Annotated in this window: 20 protein-coding genes; 12 read left to right on the top strand and 8 right to left on the bottom strand. The window is 60.1% G+C overall.

Going from position 1 to position 22032, the window contains the following annotated elements:
* Window positions 1–14 precede the first annotated feature (14 nt).
* On the bottom strand, window positions 15–509 hold the full coding sequence (locus J5N58_RS25330; RefSeq protein ID WP_112831368.1) for a peptide deformylase: 495 nt from the start codon (window positions 507–509) through the stop codon (window positions 15–17).
* Window positions 510–743: 234 nt separating this feature from the next.
* On the opposite strand from J5N58_RS25330, the gene mgtE reads away from it, so the two are divergent.
* Window positions 744–2159: a magnesium transporter gene (mgtE, locus tag J5N58_RS25325; RefSeq protein ID WP_112831369.1), complete on the top strand. Its 1416-nt coding sequence runs from the start codon at window positions 744–746 to the stop codon at window positions 2157–2159.
* 67 nt (window positions 2160–2226) lie between these two features.
* Window positions 2227–2613, top strand: coding sequence for a MerR family transcriptional regulator (locus tag J5N58_RS25320; RefSeq protein WP_112831370.1), 387 nt, complete (start codon window positions 2227–2229; stop codon window positions 2611–2613).
* 32 nt (window positions 2614–2645) lie between these two features.
* Here J5N58_RS25320 and J5N58_RS25315 read toward each other — a convergent pair whose 3' ends face one another.
* The 3 genes from J5N58_RS25315 to J5N58_RS25305 form a co-directional block, all read right to left on the bottom strand.
* A complete protein-coding gene (locus tag J5N58_RS25315) occupies window positions 2646–3122 on the bottom strand; it encodes a methyltransferase family protein (protein WP_112831371.1) in 477 nt (158 codons plus the stop codon).
* Between the two features lie 12 nt (window positions 3123–3134).
* Window positions 3135–4103, bottom strand: a complete 969-nt coding sequence (locus J5N58_RS25310) for an acetyltransferase domain-containing protein (RefSeq protein WP_244714215.1) — start codon at window positions 4101–4103, stop codon at window positions 3135–3137.
* A 146-nt stretch (window positions 4104–4249) separates the two neighbouring features.
* Entirely contained in the window at window positions 4250–4942 is a 693-nt protein-coding gene (locus J5N58_RS25305) for a DUF599 domain-containing protein (RefSeq protein ID WP_112831372.1), read from the bottom strand.
* A 641-nt stretch (window positions 4943–5583) separates the two neighbouring features.
* On the opposite strand from J5N58_RS25305, the gene J5N58_RS25300 reads away from it, so the two are divergent.
* Window positions 5584–6984 carry an L-serine ammonia-lyase gene (locus J5N58_RS25300; protein ID WP_112831373.1) on the top strand — a complete coding sequence of 467 codons (1401 nt, stop codon included), beginning with the start codon at window positions 5584–5586 and terminating at the stop codon, window positions 6982–6984.
* Between the two features lie 53 nt (window positions 6985–7037).
* Here J5N58_RS25300 and J5N58_RS25295 read toward each other — a convergent pair whose 3' ends face one another.
* On the bottom strand, window positions 7038–7781 hold the full coding sequence (locus J5N58_RS25295; RefSeq protein WP_244714213.1) for an SDR family oxidoreductase: 744 nt from the start codon (window positions 7779–7781) through the stop codon (window positions 7038–7040).
* Window positions 7782–7879: 98 nt separating this feature from the next.
* Here J5N58_RS25295 and J5N58_RS25290 point away from each other — a divergent pair, with 98 nt between their 5' ends.
* From J5N58_RS25290 to dusA, 5 genes are all read left to right on the top strand, one after another.
* The gene (locus J5N58_RS25290) at window positions 7880–8803 is read left to right on the top strand and encodes an AraC family transcriptional regulator (RefSeq protein WP_244714210.1); all 924 of its coding nucleotides are present in this window, start codon (window positions 7880–7882) and stop codon (window positions 8801–8803) included.
* 89 nt (window positions 8804–8892) lie between these two features.
* Entirely contained in the window at window positions 8893–9330 is a 438-nt protein-coding gene (locus J5N58_RS25285) for a DUF1489 family protein (RefSeq protein ID WP_113443739.1), read from the top strand.
* A 647-nt stretch (window positions 9331–9977) separates the two neighbouring features.
* Window positions 9978–11435, top strand: coding sequence for a multicopper oxidase family protein (locus J5N58_RS25280; protein WP_244714208.1), 1458 nt, complete (start codon window positions 9978–9980; stop codon window positions 11433–11435).
* A 103-nt stretch (window positions 11436–11538) separates the two neighbouring features.
* Window positions 11539–13677: a copper-transporting P-type ATPase gene (locus J5N58_RS25275; protein ID WP_244714221.1), complete on the top strand. Its 2139-nt coding sequence runs from the start codon at window positions 11539–11541 to the stop codon at window positions 13675–13677.
* Between the two features lie 320 nt (window positions 13678–13997).
* Complete coding sequence (gene dusA, locus J5N58_RS25270) at window positions 13998–15032, top strand: tRNA dihydrouridine(20/20a) synthase DusA (RefSeq protein WP_280520105.1); 1035 nt, start codon at window positions 13998–14000, stop codon at window positions 15030–15032.
* Between the two features lie 82 nt (window positions 15033–15114).
* On the opposite strand, the gene J5N58_RS25265 is transcribed toward dusA, so the two are convergent.
* Complete coding sequence (locus J5N58_RS25265; RefSeq protein WP_112831377.1) at window positions 15115–15327, bottom strand: cold-shock protein; 213 nt, start codon at window positions 15325–15327, stop codon at window positions 15115–15117.
* Between the two features lie 386 nt (window positions 15328–15713).
* Between J5N58_RS25265 and J5N58_RS25260 the strand changes: the two genes are divergently transcribed.
* A complete protein-coding gene (locus J5N58_RS25260) occupies window positions 15714–16319 on the top strand; it encodes a J domain-containing protein (RefSeq protein WP_244714206.1) in 606 nt (201 codons plus the stop codon).
* Window positions 16320–16373: 54 nt separating this feature from the next.
* Here J5N58_RS25260 and J5N58_RS25255 read toward each other — a convergent pair whose 3' ends face one another.
* The gene (locus tag J5N58_RS25255) at window positions 16374–16982 is read right to left on the bottom strand and encodes a hypothetical protein (RefSeq protein WP_244714204.1); all 609 of its coding nucleotides are present in this window, start codon (window positions 16980–16982) and stop codon (window positions 16374–16376) included.
* Window positions 16983–17798: 816 nt separating this feature from the next.
* On the opposite strand from J5N58_RS25255, the gene J5N58_RS25250 reads away from it, so the two are divergent.
* From J5N58_RS25250 to J5N58_RS25240, 3 genes are all read left to right on the top strand, one after another.
* Window positions 17799–18029, top strand: coding sequence for a hypothetical protein (locus tag J5N58_RS25250; RefSeq protein WP_113438591.1), 231 nt, complete (start codon window positions 17799–17801; stop codon window positions 18027–18029).
* Between the two features lie 99 nt (window positions 18030–18128).
* Complete coding sequence (locus J5N58_RS25245; protein ID WP_244714201.1) at window positions 18129–18440, top strand: putative quinol monooxygenase; 312 nt, start codon at window positions 18129–18131, stop codon at window positions 18438–18440.
* A 440-nt stretch (window positions 18441–18880) separates the two neighbouring features.
* Entirely contained in the window at window positions 18881–21760 is a 2880-nt protein-coding gene (locus J5N58_RS25240; protein ID WP_244714198.1) for an NACHT domain-containing protein, read from the top strand.
* Window positions 21761–21766: 6 nt separating this feature from the next.
* Here J5N58_RS25240 and J5N58_RS25235 read toward each other — a convergent pair.
* A partial coding sequence (locus tag J5N58_RS25235) for a hypothetical protein (RefSeq protein ID WP_244714196.1) occupies window positions 21767–22032 on the bottom strand: 266 nt, incomplete at its 5' end.

The raw sequence follows: 22032 nt of genomic DNA, 5'->3' as shown, positions 1-22032 counted from the left end.
CCGTCGCGGCGAAATCAGGGCCGGCCCTTCTCCCATTTCCTGACGAGGCGTTCCCGCTTCAGCCGGGAGAGGCGCTGAAGCCAGAAGATGCCGTCGAGCTGGTCGATTTCATGCTGCATGCAGATGGCCGGAAACCCCTCCAGCCTTTCCGTTCGCTTCGAGCCGTCGAGGTCATCGTAGCATATCTCGACGCTCCTCGGGCGTATGACCGTTTCGATGGCGCCCGGCATGGAAACGCTGCCTTCCTCATGCTCCATGGTTTCCGGCGAGGAGGAGAGGATTTCCGGATTGGCATAGTCGCGCCGACCGCCGAGTTCAGGCAGTTCGAGCACCACCAGGCGCAGCGGCTCGCCGATATGGGCGGCGGTGATGCCAACGCCGGGTGCCGCCTTCATGGTCTCGTAGAGATCGTCGGCCAGTTGTCTCAGGGCCGGATCGAAAACGGTGACCGGCCGGCACGGGGTCTTCAGCCGAGGGTCGGGAAAGCGGACGATCGGGCGAATGCTCATCTTGGATATTTCCTTGAAAAAAAGGCAGGGCGTCACCCTTCTCCGGACGTGTTCAGGCCTCTTGCAGGGGATTGCTGGACCTCGTTCCGCCAATAGGTTAGCAGGAAGCGTTCGCATTTGCACAGTTCGCCTCAGGGTGAGCCTATGCGGTTGTTGACAAAGCGTTTTTTGACGCCATTCTCCTTTTCGGCCGGAAAGCCGGGCAAGCCATGAGAACGAGACGAGGGCGCTAAGATGACGGAGACCGGCGAAGAAACCCGCATCCGCACCGCTCAGGACGACGCCGCCGATATCTATGCGGAGGACGGTTCTATCCGTTCTGACTTTCTCGCCATGGTCGGGGCGGCGATCGCCGATCGCGATCTTCTGTTCCTGCGCCAGAATGTTGCGCGTCTGCACGAATCGGAACTCGGTGACCTGATCGAGGCGATCCAGCCCGATCAACGCATCGCGCTGGTACGGCTGCTCGGCGACGATTTCGACCTGACGGCGCTGACCGAGGTGGACGAGGCGATCCGCCTGCAGATCGTCGAGCATCTGCCCAATGCCCAGATCGCCGCGGCGATCGGCGATCTCGATTCGGATGATGCCGTCTACATTCTCGAAGACCTCGATCACGAGGACCGGGAGGAAATTCTCGCCCAACTGCCGTTCACCGAGCGGGTGCGTCTTCGCAGGGCTCTCGATTATCCCGAAAGTTCGGCCGGCCGGCGCATGCAGACCGAATTCGTCGCCGTTCCGCCGTTCTGGACGGTCGGACAGACGATCGACTACATGCGCGACGAGGAAGACCTGCCGGAGACCTTCACACAGATCTTCGTCATCGATCCGACCTTCAAGCTGCTCGGCACCGTCGATCTCGACCGCATCCTGCGCACCAAGCGTCAGGTGAAGGTCGAAACCATCATGCGTGAGACCACCCATCCCATCCCGGCCGAGATGGACCAGGAAGAGGCGGCCCAGCTCTTCGAGCAGTACGACCTTCTTTCTGCTGCCGTTGTCGATGAGAACGAGCGGCTGGTCGGTGTGCTGACCATCGACGACGTGGTCGACGTGATCCAGGAGGAGGCGGAGGAGGACCTGATGCGCCTCGGCGGCGTCGGCGACGAAGAGCTGTCGGACAGTGTCGTCGAGACGTCCCGCTCGCGCGTTCCGTGGCTCGCGGTCAACCTCTTCACCGCCTTCGTCTCTGCCTCCGTCATCTCGCTGTTCGAGGCGACCATCGAGCAGGTGGTGGCGCTCGCCATCCTGATGCCGATTGTGGCGGGCATGGGCGGCAATGCCGGCTCCCAGACCATGACGGTGACGGTGAGGGCGCTTGCCACCCGCAATCTCGACATTCACAACGCCTGGCGCGTGGCGCGGCGCGAGGCGGGTGTCGGCCTCATCAACGGCGTGCTGTTCGGCTGTCTGGTGGGCACCGTGGCAGCGCTCTGGTTCCAGGACGTCTCGATCGGCGGCCTCATCACCACGGCCATGCTCATCAACATGTTCGCCGCCGCCATGGCCGGCATCACGATCCCCATACTGTTGCACCGGGCCGGGGCCGATCCAGCCGTTTCCTCGGCGGTATTTGTGACGGCGATCACCGACACAACGGGTTTCTTCTCGTTCCTCGGGCTTGCCACCTGGTGGTTCATGTCGGGCTGAAACGACCAAAATTGACTTGTACGTAAAAGTCAATATTATACCGTTTCCCCAATGAAACGGTTCGGTTGTGAAGAAGTATTACAGTATAACAGAATTGACACGTGAGTTCGGCGTTTCAACCCGGACACTTCGCTTCTATGAAGACGAGGGCTTGATCCACCCGGAGCGCCGTGGCCGGACACGTCTTTATCGCGCAGCCGACCGCCGACTGTTGCAGGAAATCCTGCGCGGACGCCGGATCGGCTTCACCATAGCCGAAATCCGTGAAGTTATCCACGTCTACAAGGAGCCGCCGGGCGAGGTCGGTCAGCTGAAGCTGATGATGAAGCGCATCGACGAGAAACGCGAGGAGCTTCGCCAGAAGCGCCGCGATATCGACGAGACGCTGGCGGAACTCGACAATGCCGAAGAGGCCTGCCTTACGCGCCTTGTCGAGATCGGCGTCGGCACCTGACCTGCTGGCTGCCCGGCAGCGCGGCCTTCCTCTCAGATCCAGCGCCGCGTGTGCTGGCAGTAATGTTCGAAATCGGCGCCGAAGCGCGCGAGAAGATGCATTTCCTCGCAGCGGATCGCAACCGTTGTGGTCAGGGCCGCGGCCGTGATGGCGGCGACGAAGAACCACGCATTGCCGGTCAGCAGGCCGAAGGCGACCGTCAGCAGCGTATAGCCGAGATAGATCGGATTGCGGGTGAAGCGGAACGGTCCGGTGGTCACCAAGCGCTGGGCGCAGCGATTGGGCAGAACGGTGGTGTGGCAATCCAGCAAGGTCTTCACCGCCCAAAGGTCGAGGGCGATGGCGATCGCCACCAGCAGCCCGCCTGCGGTGATGAAGAAGTAACCGTCGCCTCGCGCGGCCGGCAGTATCCCGACATAGCGATCGGCAAAGAAGGCCAGTGCGATGGCCAGGGCATAGAGGACCGGCGGCCAGGGATACCGCAACGGCTTCAATCGATAGGCATTCATGGTCAGATCCCGTCATTGACCGATGGCTGAACACTCACGCGCAAGCTTCAATATCCGCTCATCCTGATCCGGCAAGATTGCGCCGGACTGGAGCGGTGCCAGCAGTGACTGTTCCTGCAACCGGTCGAGAGTGCAGGAGCAGAAACGGGTACATAGCCCCGCTTCGCTTCCCTCCGCCTGGCAGGCCGTTTGGCAGCTCGCCAGATAGGACTGAATAGGATCGGGTTCCGCTGGCGGCACAATGATCGACATCAAATAGACGATGGAGATCAGCACCGGCTGGTGCACCAGGTAGACGATCAGGCTGTGGCGCCCGGCCCAGCGCAGCCAGCGGGGGCCTTCCGGCAGTCGGGCGAATGTTTCCAGCCAACCCCGAGCGCGGGCGATGCGTGCGGCGGCGATGCCGAGCAGCAGGGCTCCGCTCCAGGGAAACAGCGGCACATAGTCGTTGGAACGCGGCAGATGTTCCGAAAGGCCGAGGAAGAGCAGCCACGGGGCGTCGAAAAGCTCCGACCGGTAATGGTTCGGCAGGGCGATGACGACCGCCGCCGCGGCCATGGTGACAAGTGGCGGCGCCCTGAGGAAAAGCAGGCCGAGCAGGCTCGCCGCCGCGATACTGTGGAGGATGCCGAAGAAGATCAGCCCGTCCGGCGTGGCGATGGCCGTCGCGGCCGTAATCGCGAGTGCCGCCGCGACAATGACGCCGAGGCGCTTCAGGAAGGACTGAAGGCGAAGGTGCGGATAGTGGGCGAGCACGAGGCTGAAGCCGGCCAGGAACAGGAAGCTCGAGGCGATGCAGCGCGCATAGATTTTCAACGGGCCGTGAGTCGAGGTGCCCGGGTCGAGATAGCCGAAGAATTCGAGGTCCCAGCTGAAATGATAGGTCGCCATGGCGATCAGCGCGATCCCGCGGGCGGCGTCCAGTGCGCCGATGCGGGGATGCGCCGAGGCTTCGTCTGTGCGCTCGGAGGAGGACTGCACGGTCAATCCCTTGTTTGGGCCCTTGTTTGGGGGCCTGTTCGGACGCCCTTTGTCGGGTGGCCCCTAGTTGGTGATCCTTGGTCGGTGGAACACCCCGCACGAGCGGCGAGGGCGCCCGTTTGGCAGAGACGCCAAAGGCGGCCTTTTCATGGCACGGGCGCCTGCAGAAGCGCAAGCCGCGCCTCGGAGAAGAACTGCCGCCGGATCAGCACAACGAAAACCGTCGTCGTCGTGGCCATGAAGAGATAGGGGCTCGCGAACCAGCCGAGATAGCCGATCGACATGAAGAGCGCCCTGAGCCCCGCATTGAAGTGGCTGGCGGCGATGATGTTCATGCGGATGGCAAGTTCTGCCGCCTTTTCCGCGGCCTCCGGGTCCCTGCGCGTTTCCTCCGTCATGGGCAGCGCCCCGAAGAGGATGGTGCAGTAGTTGAAGAGGCGATAGGACCAGCCGAACTTGAAGAAGGAATAGCCGAAGATTGCCGTCAGCACGAAAACCTTGATCTCGAAGGTCGTGCGTCCGCCCGGCAGGACGAAGGGCAGGTCCCTCAACACCGAGTCCACCTTGTCGGTTTGTCCGAGAAGGGCAAAGCAGCCGCCGATCGCAAGGATCGAGGTCGAGGCGAAGAAGGCCGTGCCGTTTTGAAGACCGGCGAGGATCTGGGTGTCGATCATCTTCAGGTCGCGTTTCAGCGAATTCATGATCCAGGCACGGCGGCGTTCGGCCATGACCTGGGTCAGGCTGCTGCGCGAAAGGATGCGCGCCTGGCCGGTGATCCAGGAATAACCGATCCATAGACCCGCAAAGAGGATCAGGGCGCAATAATCGGCAAGGGTCATGGCGGGGCTCCGGTCGATTCCTCGCAGTGTTTTAAGCGCACGATGCGATTTTCCACAAGGCCGGCGTTGCGCGTCAGGACTTTCGACAAAAATATGACAGCCGGCTCATTGACGTAAGAAGATGAACGCAACGCCAAGTTATTGATATTTCGTAGCTCCATGCGTCCAAAGCATGGCTGGCATGCCAAAGGTGCCTTTGTTTTGCCTTTTTTGCAGTTGCGAAGTCCGGCGAATTTTAATAGATCGACGTCAAGAAGGCGGTCGGGGGACGGCTTTCTGCCAACCATGGATGACAAGCGGAGCCTATATGGAAGACAGTATCCAGAAATCGTGCTGGAGCGTCACATTTCGTGCATTGATGGGATTTGCAGGCATTCTCTGCCTCGCTTATCTTTTTGGCAGCATCTGAACCGGACGTATCCGGTTTTTCTTTCACAGCGCGGGTCAAAAGCCCGCGCTGTTTCTTTTCGGTGCGCGGCATGCATGTCGCGACGGTGAAAGCCGATGTCGGTCCGCCGACGCATTCGCCATCGGTGATATTCTAGCTTTCAATCACTATATATCGGTTGATCCTGAATCGGGTCGCGGTCGCCAGGACTGCGCCATGCAAGCCTCGGGATCTGTGCGCGGGTCGGAGTCTCATGTTTCTTTCGGTATTCGATGTTTTCAAGATCGGCGTCGGGCCCTCGAGCTCCCATACGATGGGGCCGATGACCGCTGCGAACCGTTTCCTCGACCTCATTCTTTCCGACAGCTGGCCGCGGCCGCACGGGGCGCATGTGGCGGCGCTGAAGGTCAGCCTGCACGGGTCTCTGGCCTATACCGGCATCGGTCACGGGACGGGCAGGGCGGTCATTATCGGTCTTACCGGCGAAGCGCCCGATAGCATCGATCCCGACCGCATGGATGCAATCGTCGAAGAGGTCGAAAAGACCGGGAAGGTGCAACCGCCGGGTCATCCGGCCTATGCCTTCCAGCCCAAGGACGATCTTGTCTTCGACAAGAAGACTCCTCTGCCCGGCCATGCCAACGGCATGCGTTTTTCCGCGCTCGACCGCGACGGCCGCATGCTGCTGACCACGGTCTATTATTCGATCGGCGGAGGGTTCGTCGTCACCGATACCGAACTTGCGGCCATGCAGGCGGCGAAAAAGAACAGTGGCGGCCGGAAGGTGCCCTATCCCTTTTCCTCCGCCAGGGAGATGCTGGACATGGCTGCGCGGTCCGGCCTGACGATTGCCCAGATGAAACGCGCCAACGAGGAAACGGTGATGGATCGCCAAAGCCTCGATGCCGGCCTTGACCGGATCTGGGATGCGATGAGCGGCTGCATCGACCGGGGGCTCAAGCAGGAAGGCAAGCTGCCGGGCGGGCTCAACGTGCGCCGGCGGGCAAGATCCATTCACGACAAGCTGCAGGAGGAATGGCGCAGCAATCGCCAGAATCCGCTGCTCGCCAATGACTGGCTGTCGGTCTACGCCATGGCCGTCAACGAGGAGAATGCGGCCGGCGGACGCGTCGTCACCGCCCCGACCAATGGTGCCGCCGGCGTCATCCCGGCGACCATCCGCTACTACCTGCATTTTCATCCCGATGCCGACCAGAACGGCATCCGCGACTATCTGCTGACCGCCGCAGCCGTCGGCGGCATCATCAAGCACAACGCTTCGATCTCCGGCGCCGAAGTCGGCTGTCAGGGCGAGGTGGGCTCGGCCTCCGCCATGGCGGCCGCCGGCCTTGCAGCGGTCATGGGCGGCAGCCCGGAGCAGATCGAGAACGCCGCGGAAATCGCGCTGGAACACCATCTCGGCATGACCTGCGACCCGGTCGCCGGCCTCGTGCAGGTGCCCTGCATCGAACGCAATGCGCTCGGCGCGGTGAAGGCGGTCACGGCCGCTTCGCTGGCGCTCAAGGGCGACGGGCAGCATTTCGTGCCGCTTGATGCCGCCATCGAGACCATGCGCCAGACCGGCAACGACATGAACGAGAAGTACAAGGAAACCTCGCTCGGCGGCCTTGCCGTCAACGTCGTCGAATGTTGATGGCGCCCGCAGGGGCGCCCGCCGGAGGCTGAAAGGGCAGGATTGCCCAAGGATCAGGCGACCTTCGCCAGAGCCACGGCGTCAGCGCCTGCCGGATATTGCAGCCTGTCGGAAGTATCGTTGGCAGCCGTCCAGATCGCTTCGGCTACGTCGCTTTCCCTTGTCGTCAGCGGCGGATTGGCGAAACCGGCAAAGATCGGTCCGGCGAATTCGGCATAGGATTCCGGGATCAGGTCCATGACAGGGATATCGGTGTTGGCCGCAAACCGCGTCGTCGGCGCATAACCGGGTTCCACCAGCTTCGCCCGGATATCGAAGGCGGCCAGTTCATGCGCCAACGACCCGGTGAATCCTTCGATCGCCTGCTTGCTGGCTGTATAGGCCGCAGCCAGCGGCATTGCCGCAAGGGTCACGCTCGAAGTGACATTGACGATCACGCCGGACCCGCGCTCCCGCATCTGCGGGATGACGGCCTGTGTCATGGCCATGACGCCGAAGGTGTTGGTCTCGAAGACCTTGCGGACATGCGCCATCGGCGTGGCCTCGAAAGCGCCGACGACACCGATCCCGGCATTGTTCACCAGCACATCGATCGGCCCCGCCTTTTCCACGGCGGCCGCGATGCTCTCGGGATCGGTCACGTCCAGCGGCAGCAGGCGGAGGCGTTCTGACGTCGGCAGCAGGCCTTCGCGGGGCTCACGCATGGTGGCGATGACACTCCAGCCCTTTTCATGGAAGTAACGGGCGGTTTCCAATCCATAGCCTGACGAGCAGCCGGTAATCAGTACGGTCTTCATGATGGTCTCCTGGTTTCGCTGTTGACGAGACCTTTGTACCCGACATAATCAGGACTATCTTCGATCGATAGTCCGTATTTCATTTGCAAAAGTCCGATATGGCCGATCCACTAACCGAGGTTATCCAGCTTCTCCGCCCACGCGCCGTGTTCTCCAAAGGGATCAGCGGCGCGGGGCGCTGGGCGGTGCGCTACGCCGATTTCGGTCAGCCGGGATTTTGCGCCGTTATCGAGGGGCGATGCCGTCTGGCCGTCAGCGGAGAACAGCCAGTCACCCTTGAGGAGGGCGACTTCGTGCTTCTACCTGAAACTCCATCCTTCACGATGTCCAGCCTCGACCCTGCGCAGCCATTGCACATCGATCCGAAAACGGTGCTGCCACCAGATAGGGAAATCCGACACGGCCGGCAGGATGGACCTTCCGATGTCAGGCAGTTCGGCGGCTGGTTCTCCTTCGATGCGCAAGATGCCGGGCTGTTCGTCTCCCTTCTGCCGCGCATGATCCACATCCGCGGGGTGCGGCGGCTGACGCAACTGGTGTGTCTGCTCGGCGAGGAGGCGGCACGCGAAGACATAGGCCGCGACCTCATTCTCCAGAGGCTCGTCGAAATCCTGCTGATCGAGGCGCTTCGGGCGGCGCCGACTGAGGAAGCGCAGCCGGGTCTCCTGCGCGGTCTTGCCGATCCCCGGATAGCAGCCGCGTTGCGCGGTATGCATGGCGATATCGAACGGGCTTGGACGGTGCCGGACCTCGCCCGGCAGGCTGGCATGTCCCGCTCGGCCTTCTTCGACCGTTTCAGCCGCATGATTGGCTTACGGCCGATGGAATATCTTCTGGCATGGCGGATGACCGTCGCAAAGAACCTGCTGCGCAGCGAAAAAGTGGCGCTCGGCGAGGTCGCGAGACGGGTCGGCTATAGCTCGGCCAGCACCTTCAGCACTGCCTTCCGCCGCCATGTCGGCCTGCCGCCCGGCAGCTTTACCACGCGTGCGGGAATGCGGAGCGAAGCCGCGCTTGTTTAGATGATCCCTACGCCCATTTCGGAACGAGACACCGTCTGCTTCTGCATCTGCCCCTTGACGTGGGCGGTCATCGGATTATCACCGCAGGCATGACACTCAACCTCATCAAGCTCTGCGTTGGCGCCGACTCCCTTCAGGATCTTCGTGACTGGGTGGCGGAGAGGGCGCTCATTGCGGTCGCGGCCGGTCTGGAGCCGCATTCCAGCCATGTGACGCGCATGGTGCCGAAGCGTGGCGAGGAACTGCTGGACGGCGGCTCGCTCTATTGGATCATCAAGGGGCAAGTGGCGGCGCGCCAGAAGCTTCTCGACATCAAGACCTTTACCGGCGGCGATGGAATTTCGCGCTGTGAACTGATCCTCGGACCGGAGGTGATCGAGGTGACGCCCGCACCACGCCGTCCGTTCCAGGGCTGGCGCTATCTGGAAGCCGACGCCGCCCCCCGCGACCTCGGCGCATCCGGCGCCAATATCGAGGAGATGCCGGAAGACCTGAAGCGGGAACTCGCCGAACTCGGCCTTCTCTGATTTTTTCGTCCTTCCTTATTTTTCTTCGATTGTCACTGGTTTGTGAGCGCGATCCCGTATCTTCGGATACTGCCGGTTCGAAGTTCGACATGCACCCGGTTCAAAGGCCTCTTGACCTTCCCACGATGGGAAGGTGCATTGTATCGTCTATGCCCCGGTTGACCGAAATCAATCCGGGCCAACTGGAAGGTGCCTATGGTGGCATCGTCGTTAGCGAGAGACGTCAATGGGCGCGGCCTGCGGGTTTCAGAGGTGGTTGAAAGTGGTGGCGATCGCGCTGGCGATGGCCGTCGTTTTCTCTGCCGCGCAATCCCATGCCACCTCGCATTTCTGCGCCGGACCGGATGAGATGGCGGGCGTTCACCGTCACGCGTCCGACAATGGAGCCGTGGACCAGGATGCGGCCCGCGGAGACTGCTGTCGAGGCGCGTGCGGCCTCTGCGCGCCCCCGATGCATCCGATCGCCACGGTTCTCGCGATCTTCGATCGCACGACCGGGGCCTTGGGACCGACGATCCGCCTGGCTGGCCAATCTCCCGCTCCGGGACGACACCCTCCTCGATCCGCTGCCTGACAGCACGCGCATTGCGCGGACATTTCCTGTCAACAGCACGGTCGTTCCGGCGACCGGGATCGAGAGAGATATCATGTATCGGAGAGAATTTCTGAAAACGCTCGCCATGGGTTCTGTGGCTTTGTCACCCTTGGGGAGTGCGCTGGCGACGGCAGGCTCGAGACCCAGCGATCTGGTTATCGGCAAGCGGATACTGGAGGTCAACGGCAAGGCGGCAACCGTCTTCGGGCTGACCGGTAATACCGGCGCGGCCGGACTGGTTTTAGACGCCGACAGCTCGTTCAACATTCTTTTGCGCAACGAGACGAATGAGGAGACCCTGATCCATTGGCATGGTCTGACGCCGCCTTGGGCGATGGACGGCGTTCCCGGCAATCCGGCCGCGCTCCTGCAGCCGAAGGAAACGCGGGCTTACGATTTTCCGGCGGGCAAGGGCGGCACCCACTGGATGCATGCACATACACTACAGGAGCAGAACCTGCTTGCGGCTCCCCTGATCGTCCGCACGGCCGAGGACCGGGCTCGCGACGAGCAGGAGGTCGTGGTTCTTCTCCACGACTTTTCCTTCAGATCGCCGGAAGAGCTGCTGTCCGAACTCCAGTCGGGCGGGGGCGCCCACGCCATGCCCTCGGACGATGGCGGCATGGCGTCGATGATGATGATGCATGGTGGTCACCAGATGGGCGGCGGTGGAACGGCTTCCGGCATGCCAATGATGTCCATGCCAGGCATGGATCTCAACGATATCGAATACGACGCCTATCTGGCGAATGACCGAACCCTTGAAGATCCGGAGATCGTCAGGGTCGAGCGCGGTGGGCGCGTCAGGCTGCGCATCATCAATGGCGCGACGGCGACCGGGTTCACGATCGATACCGGACCGCTGGAAGGTGAACTCATTGCGGTCGACGGGCAGGACGTCGCGCCGGTCCGCGCGCGGCGGTTTCCTCTGTCAATGGGCCAGAGAGCCGATATCCGACTGAACATGCCGGCGGAGGGAGGAGCCTTTCCGGTTCTTGCGCTTCGCGAGGGGGCAGTCGAGAGGACCGGCATTGTTCTGGCAACCGCGGGTTCCCGTGTCGGAAAGCTCGAAACGTCGGGAGCCGACAAGGGACCGGTTCTCGACCTGTCGCTGGAGCAGAGGCTGCAGAGCCTTTCGCCCCTTCCGGTGCGTCGGGCCGATCGGCACTTCGATCTGACGCTGGGTGGCGACATGGCAGCCTACACATGGGGGATCGATGCTTCAGGACCGCTCGATATCGTCGAAGGACAGCGGGTCCGTATATCGATGCGCAACATGTCGATGATGGCCCATCCTATGCATCTCCATGGTCATCATTTCCAGGTGACCGCAATCGACGATATGGCCATCAACGGCGCCGTTCGGGATACGGTGATGCTCCCGCCCATGGCGCAGGTTGCGATTGAGTTCGATGCCAATAATCCGGGACGCTGGCCGCTGCACTGCCACCATCTTTATCACATGGCTGCCGGGATGATGACTTTCGTCGACTATGGCAAGGCGGGCTGAGGAGGCTGGTATGAGCGAAGACCGAGACATTCATCAGCCTGACCATAAAGGCGGGGAGAACCCCCACCGTCACGCGCATGCCTCCGGCCCGCGGCCCCCTTCGATGACAACCCACGGGAAATTGCCGAAGGGGACGGTCTACACATGCCCCATGCATCCGCAGATCCGGCAGAACGAGCCCGGAAACTGCCCCATCTGCGGAATGACGCTCGAGCCCGAAATGCCCACCACCGGCGAGCACGGCAGCGAAGAATATGCCGATATGAGCAGGCGGTTCTGGATCGGGTTGATCCTGAGCCTGCCGGTGGTGGCGTTGGAGATGGGCGGACATCTTGCCAATCTCCACAGCGTGCTGATGCCGCAGACGTCCAACTGGATCCAGCTCGCACTTGCGACGCCTGTCGTATTGTGGGCTGGCTGGCCGTTTTTCGAACGGGGCTGGCGTTCGCTCGTGAGTCGCCATCTCAACATGTTCACGCTCATCGCCATGGGCGTGGGCGTGGCCTGGATTTTCAGTGTCGCGGCAACCGTTCTGCCTGGCGTCTTTCCAGCGACTTTCCGTGGGTCCGACGGATCGGTTTCTGTCTATTTCGAGGCTGCCGCCGTCATCACGGTGCTCGTTCTGCTGGGGCAGGTTCTCGAACTGCGCGCACGCGAGCAGACCGGGGGCGCCATTCGCGCGCTTCTCGATCTCGCACCGAAGATCGCGCGACGCGTTCGCTCGGACGGAGCCGATGAGGACGTGGCACTCGAGTCCGTCGCGGTCGGCGACATGCTGCGCGTTCGACCCGGTGAAAAAGTGCCGGTCGATGGAGTGCTGAAGGAAGGACGCAGCTCAGTCGACGAGTCCATGATTACGGGCGAATCCATGCCGGTGACAAAAGAACCCGGATCGAGGTTGATCGGCGGCACCATGAACCAGACTGGTGGCTTCGTCATGGAAGCCGCTCATGTCGGCGCCGACACCATGCTTTCCCAGATCGTGAAGATGGTGGCTGACGCCCAAAGGTCGCGTGCGCCGATCCAGCGTCTCGCCGACCGGGTTTCCGGCTGGTTCGTTCCGGTCGTCATCCTTGTTGCTCTTGCATCGTTCTTCGTCTGGTCTGCGCTGGGCCCGGAACCGCGCTTCGCGCACGGGCTCGTCGCGGCAGTCGCAGTCCTCATCATCGCCTGCCCCTGCGCTTTGGGACTGGCGACGCCGATGTCGATCATGGTCGGCGTTGGAAGGGGCGCGAGCCTTGGCGTGCTCATCAAGAACGCCGAGGCGCTGGAAAGATGCGAGAAGGTCGATACCCTGGTGCTGGACAAGACGGGCACCCTCACGGAGGGCCGTCCCCGGCTCACGAAGGTCGTTCCTGCTGCGGGATTGTCCGAGACGGAGGTGCTGCGGACCGCTGCCATGCTGGAAAGATCCAGCGAGCACCCGCTGGCGCTTGCGATCGTGAATGCCGCCCGTGAGAGGGGATTGACGCTCGGCGACGCGGAAGACTTCGACAGCCCCGTCGGCAAAGGCGTGACAGGACTTGTCGAGGGACGAAGGATCGTTCTCGGAAGCCACAGGATCATGGAGGAACACGATATCGATGTGTCGACCTTCGCATCTGTCGCCGAAAACCTTCGGGACGACGGCGCGACGGTCATCTTCATGGCCGCCGATCTAAGGATCGAAGGCCTGTTCGCGATCGCAGACCCCATCAAATCGACGACGCCGGAGGCCGTGAGAACCCTGGCGGACGAGGGTATCCGCATCGTCATGCTGACGGGGGACAACAGGACGACGGCGGTCGCCGTCGCCCGCAGCCTCGGGATAGCAGAGGTCGAGGCGGAAATCCTGCCGGAAGACAAGAGCAAGATCGTGTCGCGCCTGAGGCAGGAAGGCCGGATCGTCGCCATGGCGGGCGATGGCGTGAACGATGCCCCGGCTCTTGCGGCCGCTGACGTCGGGATCGCCATGGGAACGGGGACGGACGTCGCCATGGAGAGCGCCGGCATCACGCTTCTGAAAGGAGACCTGATGGGTATCGTCCGGGCTCGCCAACTCAGCCGCGCCACAATGGCGAATATCCGCCAGAACCTGTTCTTCGCCTTTGTCTACAACGCCGCAGGCGTTCCCATAGCCGCCGGACTGCTCTATCCGTCCTTCGGGGTATTGCTGTCGCCGATCATTGCCGCGGCAGCGATGGCTTTGTCGTCCGTCAGTGTCATCGGCAACGCGCTTCGCCTGAAGAGGGTGCGGATCTGAAAGCTCCAGCCTGGGCCCGGTCTGCGTGCCCAGGCCGGAAAACAACGCCGTGTGTCGCTTTGCCGGTATTGGAGATCACGCAGGGCTGGCAGCCGCCTATCAAAAGTTCCCGTCTCATGGTAAGTGACGCCGTGCCGCATAACCCCGTGTGCGTGGCATCCGGCCGATGCAGCCATCCTTGGCTTGGGCGCGGCGATAGCAAACCTGACCGCATCCTGATTTGGCCCATGACGATTCCAGTCGGGAGATTGTCACGGGTACCGCGCCGCAATCGACGGACCGGGCGCGGAGCGAGCGAGAACCGAACGGAGAAAAGACGATTGCAGGCGCCTGAGAAAAAAGAAAGTGGCAATTATTTCAAGGCTCCCGTTTTTGCCGTCGCGCCGATGATCGACTGGACGGATCGTCACTGCCGTTATTTCCATCGGCAACTGACGGGGCGGGCGTTGCTCTATACCGAGATGGTCGTCGCGGATGCGATCATTCACGGGCACCGCGACCGGTTGCTCGGCTTTTCACCCGAGGAGCATCCTGTAGCGCTGCAACTCGGCGGTTCCGATCCGGCGAAGCTTTCCGAGGCCGTGCGGATTGCGGCCGACTACGGCTATGACGAGTTCAACCTCAATGTCGGCTGTCCCTCGGACCGCGTGCAGTCGGGGACGTTCGGGGCGTGTCTCATGCAGACACCCGAGGTGGTCGAGGGCTGCGTTGCCGCGATGAAAAAGGTGGCGACGGTGCCGGTCACCGTCAAATGCCGGATCGGGGTGGACGATCAGGAGCCGACCGAGGTTCTACCGGATTTCCTCGCCCGGATGATTGGGGCAGGTTCGGATGCGATATGGGTCCATGCCCGCAAGGCCTGGCTGAAGGGGCTCTCCCCGAAGGAGAACCGGGAAATCCCACCGCTCGACTACGAGCTGGTCTACCGGATGAAGCGGGAAAACCCCAACGTCTTCCTCGGCATCAACGGCGGTATCGACAGCCTGGAGGCAGCCTCCCGGCATCTTGAGGTGATGGACGGGGTGATGCTTGGACGCGCCAGCTATCATAATGCCACGATGCTGACCGGCGTGGACGAGAAAATTTATGGCGAACCGGCACAGGAGCCGGATTGGCACGCGGTGCGTGACGCAATGATGGCCTATGCCGAGCGGGTGATGGCGGATGGCGGGCGGCTTTCCCATGTCACGCGGCACATGGTCGGGCTGTTCCAGGGCTTTGCCGGAGCGCGTCGCTACCGGCAGATCCTTTCCACCGATGCGGCGAAGGCGAGCGCCGGGCCGGAGGTCATTGCGGCCGCTTTTGCTTCAGTCGACATCGCCGGCGGGCCGAAGGTACAGGTGGCCGCCGAGTAGCCGGAAATGCGAACGGCGCCCCGAAGGACGCCGTTTCATGTCTCATCTCAGACTTCCGGTTGAGCCGGAACCAACTCGCAAATCAGGCGAGCTGGATGTTGACGGCCTTCGGGCCCTTGCCCATGCGGTCCGGCTCGGTGTCGAAGGTGACCTGCTGGCCGTCCTTGATCGACTGAATGCCGGAAGCCTGGAGAGCGGAGATGTGGACGAATACGTCCTTAGCGCCGCCATCCGGAGTGATGAAGCCGAAGCCCTTGTCCTGATTGAAGAATTTTACAGTGCCTTTGGTGGCCATGGGAGAAGTTCCTTGTCCCTTAGTTTTGTCTATCCTCGCTTTCGGCGGACCGGAAGCGAGGGCGTTTATGCCCTTTCGCGAAAGGGCCAGTCGGAAGTCGCGATAACGGGGAAAGAACGTCTACCAGCGGGAGAAAGCCCCCAAAGACCGCATGACACGGTCACTACAATCGGTCCAGTCTCCGGGATCATTAATGCCCGAACGACGCGAGAATTAAGGGTTTTCCACCGAAAAGGCAAGGGCGAAAACAGGGCCATTGCGTGTTTGCATTTGGTCAAACGACTGAATCCATTGACATTTGAGGGGAGGAACGGGCCGGACGAGGAGCCTTCGGGGTTGATGAGCGCCCGCCTTCGGGCTAGGAAGGCGCGGGGGCAAGATTAGCAATGCCGAAGACAGGTGCCACCGTGATCGATCCTTACCAGCTGCTCGGGCTGCCCCGCGACGCGAACGATGCGGCGATCAAGGCCGCCTATCGCAAGATCGCCAAGACCGAGCATCCCGACGGCGGCGGCGATGTCGACCGCTTCGCCAAGGTGACGGCGTCCTACGAGCTGCTCAAGGACCCGGTGCGGCGCAAGGTCTATGACGACACCGGCTACGACCCGCAGCTTGCCGATACCGCCGATCTCAAGGGCCTGATGATGCTGGAAACGCTGGTCAACGACATGATCCTCGACGAGCGCGAGCCCGGCAGTTTCGACCCCGTGGCGGGGCTCCGCCGCAAGCTCACCGACGACATCCTGAAGACGCGCTTCCACATTCTCGAACTGGAACGCCATCGCGCCCGGGTGCGCCAGCATCTCGACCGTATCGGCCGCCGGCCGGAGGCGGATGTGCTCGGCTCCATGCTGAAGGCGCGCACGCAATCCATCACCGACGCCATCCGCACCGCCGAGACGCAGATCGAGGCGATCGAGCGGGCCTATACCATGCTCGAAGGCTATTCCTACGAGCTGGAGCCGGAACCGCTGGCAAAGGCCGCGGAATAGCCGCGATCTCGGGCGAGGGGAAAACGGCGCGCCTCCTGCGCCATCCCGATGTCTTCACGATGCATCCGCTGACGGCGGGCCGGGTGGCGCGACGCTTTCTCCGGCGGGCGGTCGCGTGTTCGCGGCTGTCGTTTCATCGGGAGATGACGGGTCCTCCGTCGCGGGCCGGGGTTCAGCGTTGACAATCCGCATCAGCGCCTCGAGACGCTCCAGCATGTCGCCCTGCAGCAAGGCGGGCTCCTGGCGCTGCCAGTCCCTGGCCAGGAACCGCAGCAGGGGGCGCTCGACGTGGAAACGGGTGAGCGTGTCGAAGACGATGCGCATCGTTCCCTCCTGCAGCCAGCGTTGAGCCGGATCGGGCGAGGGCGGCGGAAGGGGGCTGTGGGCGATCAGCAGTCTGATGACGACCTCGGCTTCGACGCGCAAGGCATCGTAAAGGGCGCGCGGCTTTTCCGGGAGCAAGGCGGCGCAATCGGTCTCATCGTGATCCGACAACCAGACCCCGCAGTGCCGCTGCCGGCGGCAGGCGCGCCGCAGGCAGATACGGGGGAGACCGAGGTCGTCCGCGGTCATCAGGGCGATGCAGTCCCGAACCGGATCGGGTTCGTGGGCATTGTCGGGCGCGGTGGCGTGCGGGGTGGTGTTTTCGGAATTCCCGGTCATGTCCTTGCTCCTTCGCGTCGATCCGGCTTGCGGGTGGGGGGCTGTCCGTCATCCGGACGCGCCGAAACCTTCACGCGCGGTCTCCCGCCGTGGTTCTTCTCATTTCGGTTCCCCTTTTTCGGCCTTTCGGCGAAGGGGATGCGGACGGGGCGCTGGAAGCTGCCTCGTAAAGTAAAAAGATATGACACCTTCCGGCGCCCCGTTCGGCGGTTTTTATCCGTGCGATCGGTCCCTCTGCTCCGGCGGTTCCCAGGATTTTCCGTCCATCGGGCTGCAGCTTTCACCGCCGGACGCCCGGGACCACCTGATNCCCTCTGCTCCGGCGGTTCCCAGGATTTTCCGTCCATCGGGCTGCAGCTTTCACCGCCGGACGCCCGGGACCACCTGATACCGCCGGTCTCTGACGCCTTGCAGGCGCGTCCGGCGCGCCGTCAGGGCCGACATGGGGTTCAGCCGTCCGAGGCCTTCCCATGTCCCCACGTCGCCGGAGGGAGACCAGTTTGCGCGGACCCCGAAAGACCGGGCCTGCGATCGCCCGAACCTTTCAGCGCCGGTCCCGCCTCGCCGGGCACGCACACCCGGTGTATCCGCGACGGAACGGATGGATTCTAGGCACGGGAAATCGGGGCGGGGATTTCGAGGGAAAACGGGGATCGCGCTTACGGCCAAGGAGGATGCGCCTGTTCGCACCGACGCCCGATTTATGCCGCTTGCCGTCATTACAGGCTAATTCTTCGGAGCAATCCCGCCCGCAACATGGTTTGCGACCGGCGGCCTGCGCCGAAAACGGGGCAGGCGGCACAGGAGGAAAATGGCATGCGCATCTTGAGGATCGGGCTGATGACGCTGGGCCTTGCCATCATGGCCGCCGCCATTGCCGGATGGTACTGGGTTGCCGCCTTCGGCTGCGGCATGAACACGACCGGCTGCCGCGATGTCCGCATCCCCATGCCCTGGCAGGACCCGGAGCTTTTCGGCGTGCTCGGGCCGTTCTTCGGGCTCGGGGTGGCGGTGTTCGTGCTGGGGAAGTGGGTGGTGAAGGGATAGGCCTTCGTCTCCGACATCCTTCATCGAACCGGCAGATTGCTGCGCTTGCCAACCGCCGCCATCGGGATCACGCTTGCAGCCAGAGCGAAGGAGGAGAGCATGAAGCTGATTGTCGGATTCTTCGAAACCAAGCCGGGACAACGCGAGGCCTATCTGGAGGCGGCGCGGGACCATCTGGAAAAGAGCCGCCTCGACCCCGATTGCCATTATATCGAACTCGTGCCGATGCCGGGCCATCCCGACCGCATCCTTCTCGCGGAGGCCTTCACCAGCGAGGCCGCGCATCGCCGCCACGAGGACACGGACCATATGCGGGCACTCTGGGCCGTCGGCCCCTCGCTGCTGTCGCATGTCGTGATCGACTCCATGGTCTCCGACACCGTCGAGTATATCGACGAGCGGTTTGAGTGAGAGGGTAGCTCGGCCTCCCAACGTTTTGTTTGTCCCGTCGTCTGGATGTTCGCGACGGTGTGGGTGCCTTGTGGGTGTGCCTCTGAGGCACGTCCTTCCGATTGGGGTATCCGGGTGGCAGGGTATCCGACCCTGAAACCGTCGTTCCAACCCCTCGGCCGTAAGGAGACCGTTGCGGCGGGCGGGGCCCTGCACCTGCGAGAGTGTTTCACCCCGGCGCCGACCCTGCCTCATCTGACATCGCATCGTAAGGTGTATCCCAGGGCGGGACGGGGAACAGGAAAAGGCAGCTAAATGGCGGGGAACGAAAAAAGATCTCCTTTGTTGATTTTGTTGGGGGATTTATCAAAGTCATCCCCCGGTCATCATTCTATATGCTTGCGCCAAACAGCAACCTCTGATCGACTGCTGACAATGAGTCTAGCTGGGAGGGTATTCTTTTGCTTGGGGAACTTTTCATCGGGACTTTGGGCGGCATAGCGACTAACATCGCGACTGCCGTATTCAGGCATGTCTACGCGACAGGCAAGGCGCAAGCCTATCAGATGCGAATTCTGTCAGGTGAGGTCGGCACAGATCCTGTCCAAGAAGTAGCAGACCTGCTGCAGATATCGCTTGCAAAAGCTGGACTACTGAACACAGCTTGTGAAAATGCGATAAAAAAACTAATTACAGTTGGGATCATTCAAAATCTTTGCGATGCATGCTTTTCTGATTTAAATCCAGATTACACTTTCCAGTTAATTGATAAATTACTTGTCTTTGAGAAAGAAAACTTGACGGATGGATTTTCCAGCAAACTGTTTCTGTCAATTCGCGAAATAATCTCGAAATCGAAGTTTTTTGACAATCCACAAGATCGGAGAAGGGCTGACCAGCGATTTCGCACTGCAGAGGTGCAGATCGCAAAGTTGCTTAAATCTCTGGATGACAATGTAAAAGAAAACAATACTGCAGCCTTTCGAATTGAATCCGTCAGCGAGTACCAGCAATTTATGGCCGCAGTCGCAGAAGTGACGCGTCTGCATCTCGATGAAATAGACATTCATGGAGCCTCAGGTGAGATCTCAAAGGCATCACTGGAAAATATATTCGTCGATTGTCCAGTTTACAGGATTGAAAAATCACAAGTTTCGACTTTCAGGGAGAGAGTAGAGGCAGATGCATTGTACGAGTTCCCTGCGCATATTGGTTGGAAAGGGATACTAAACTTCGGGCAAAGGATTGTTCTCTTGGGAGATCCGGGCGGCGGGAAAAGTACACATACTCGAAAGATTTGCTGTGAGGTCGCATCAAGAACTATCGATGATAGATTTTTAATGCCTTTGTTCGTGCAGCTCAGAACGTATGCCGCAGCGAAAAAAAAAGACAATATATCGTTGTTCAATTTTATGATTAGCCTAATTTCTGACATATGCATTGGGGTAGAACGTGAAAACATCGAAAGGTATTTTTTCTACAACATTTCTGTCGGACGCTCATTAATAGTTTTCGACGGATTGGATGAGGTACTTAGTGAAGCGATTAGATTGGAGATATCAAGGGAAATAAACTCGCTGACCAAGCGTTTCTCGTTGTCTACCTTTATAGTCACCTCTCGATTCGTCGGCTATGAGGTTGCACCTTTGGATGCATTCACTCATGTTGCCATTGGTCGTCTTGGATCACAAGGGATCTCCGACCTGCACGAAAAGGTGTGTCGCCACATTCTCGGCATGACGATTGAGGAGGTCGCTAGGAAGAGAGCTAAATTTCTCAAAGCTGCAAATGAAAAGGCAAAAGAGCTAATATCGAATCCTCTCCTTCTCACCCTCATAATAATTGTTGAGCACAAACGACGCGAAATACCTGATAATCGCGCAGATCTTTATTCTATGTGTGCATCACTTTTATTTGATCGTTGGGACAGGTTGAGAGATATCAATCCGGATTTGCCCGAGCGTTACCGATTGAACGATCTCCTCATATTTCTTTCTCATAAACTTTACGAGGAGGAGGCATATGGAGGAAGAATTAAGAGAGATGAACTATTAAAACTTACAAAGGACTTCTTTATAAAGGATTACATCGACAATAAGGAAGGAAGGGCATCGGAAGCGTCTTATAAATTTGTCGATCACCTCACCGGAAGAGCGTGGATACTTCACGAAGTCGGAGAAAATATTTTTGAATTTAGCCATAGAACCTTCATGGAATATTTCTACGCAAAGTACATTGAGGCTAAAAACGAAAATACCTCAGATATATTCACTTCTGTCTTGCCGTCTATTCTTCTCGGGCAGAGGACCGTTCCAGCTCACTTGGCCTTTCAGATGCGCTCGAAGGATAATCGACTTGCATCTACTAAGATTGCCAGATTGATGTCGGAAGCAATCAAGCAGCATGGCTCGAACCAACTTGTTGAGTTTAGTGCCCAAGCTGCTCGGTACCTCTTGCCCACTGCGGATGAACTAGATGAGTGGATTGGTGCAATTTGCAGCAAGGCGCTAGATGCCAATGCCGTCGCGCCATTAATTGTCCTATTTAGTAATGATGGCCCTCTTAATATGCCCATCAGATTGAAGGTTTGTGCGTCGTTAAGTTCAATTGGTGATGTTTCGAAGCTTGCAAAATTCAGGCCACTTTTCTCAACGATGAGGTCTGTACTGGCGTCGGAAGAGATTGTTAGATCTGAATTGCAAAGCGAACTGGACAAGGCGCTTTCGGAAAATTTTGCGAAAATGCAAATAAGATCGCCATTTGTCACCAAACTATTCTTTGATCTTGGATTGCCGTATGATGTTTCAGCGGCATCCAAACATGGTCTTCGACTTTGGGCTAATAACAAGTCTAGTTTTGGGAACGATACAGGGTTTTCTGATGCTATAAAGATGCTTAACGCTCTGTTGAGCGGTGACGTCGAGATCGGTTCAGAGGCGGAGAGATACCGAAATCTTGCTGTTGCGTTAGTAGCAGACAGATTTCCATGGGAGGGTAGTGGTTACGATTTCTCCCCTCATCAGATGGAGTGGGTGCCGGTCGATTTTCGGTTCAATTCCCAAAACTTGGGTGACTTAACTCCGGCGGAGTTTCGTGCAGCTTTGCTGTGCGTTCTTGTTATCGTGGAGTGCATGGCTCTCATAAGGCCACACTATATTTCGGCTGGAATTGATGTTAACGAGTTTGTCAATATCGTAGATATGGACAATCAGCATTCAGACTTAAGGCCATTTCTCAAAGATTGGCTGTCCGAGAACTTGTCATTATTTAAATTAAAATACCGTATGACGCCAAGAGAACTGGTCGTTAGAGAATTAGCTCAAATTAAAAACGGAAATTGACACTCTTTACCGCCCCGGCCGCCCCGTTTTCCCCTTCGTTCGGCTCTTGCGTTTCTGGTCGCCTTCGTCCTCGTAGGAGCCGACGCCTGCTTTGGCGCGGATGATGGGGCGGGGGGCGTCGGGTTGCCCCTCCCCAACCCTCCCCACAGGGGGGAGGGGGCTGGTCGTGCCTGCCGGCTTTTCCGGGATCTTGCCGGTGACCGGTTTTTCGGTGCGGCCGACAGTCATTTCGTAAGCGACAAGGAGACCCCATCTGGCGCTGCTGATGGTGG

Origin of the sequence: Paenirhizobium cremeum (assembly GCF_022884085.1) — a bacterium.
GTDB classification, from domain to species: Bacteria; Pseudomonadota; Alphaproteobacteria; order Rhizobiales; family Rhizobiaceae; genus Allorhizobium; species Allorhizobium cremeum.
This window is presented reverse-complemented; position numbering and strand designations above follow the sequence as displayed.

Coding starts and splice junctions, on each gene's coding strand:
- J5N58_RS25330 (WP_112831368.1), bottom strand. CDS start 509: ATGAGCATTCGCCCGATCGTCCGCTTTCCCGACCCTCGGCTGAAGACC.
- mgtE (WP_112831369.1), top strand. CDS start 744: ATGACGGAGACCGGCGAAGAAACCCGCATCCGCACCGCTCAGGACGAC.
- J5N58_RS25315 (WP_112831371.1), bottom strand. CDS start 3,122: ATGAATGCCTATCGATTGAAGCCGTTGCGGTATCCCTGGCCGCCGGTC.
- J5N58_RS25305 (WP_112831372.1), bottom strand. CDS start 4,942: ATGACCCTTGCCGATTATTGCGCCCTGATCCTCTTTGCGGGTCTATGG.
- J5N58_RS25300 (WP_112831373.1), top strand. CDS start 5,584: ATGTTTCTTTCGGTATTCGATGTTTTCAAGATCGGCGTCGGGCCCTCG.
- J5N58_RS25295 (WP_244714213.1), bottom strand. CDS start 7,781: ATGAAGACCGTACTGATTACCGGCTGCTCGTCAGGCTATGGATTGGAA.
- J5N58_RS25290 (WP_244714210.1), top strand. CDS start 7,880: ATGGCCGATCCACTAACCGAGGTTATCCAGCTTCTCCGCCCACGCGCC.
- J5N58_RS25285 (WP_113443739.1), top strand. CDS start 8,893: ATGACACTCAACCTCATCAAGCTCTGCGTTGGCGCCGACTCCCTTCAG.
- J5N58_RS25280 (WP_244714208.1), top strand. CDS start 9,978: ATGTATCGGAGAGAATTTCTGAAAACGCTCGCCATGGGTTCTGTGGCT.
- J5N58_RS25275 (WP_244714221.1), top strand. CDS start 11,539: ATGACAACCCACGGGAAATTGCCGAAGGGGACGGTCTACACATGCCCC.
- J5N58_RS25265 (WP_112831377.1), bottom strand. CDS start 15,327: ATGGCCACCAAAGGCACTGTAAAATTCTTCAATCAGGACAAGGGCTTC.
- J5N58_RS25260 (WP_244714206.1), top strand. CDS start 15,714: ATGCCGAAGACAGGTGCCACCGTGATCGATCCTTACCAGCTGCTCGGG.
- J5N58_RS25255 (WP_244714204.1), bottom strand. CDS start 16,982: ATGACCGGGAATTCCGAAAACACCACCCCGCACGCCACCGCGCCCGAC.
- J5N58_RS25250 (WP_113438591.1), top strand. CDS start 17,799: ATGCGCATCTTGAGGATCGGGCTGATGACGCTGGGCCTTGCCATCATG.
- J5N58_RS25245 (WP_244714201.1), top strand. CDS start 18,129: ATGAAGCTGATTGTCGGATTCTTCGAAACCAAGCCGGGACAACGCGAG.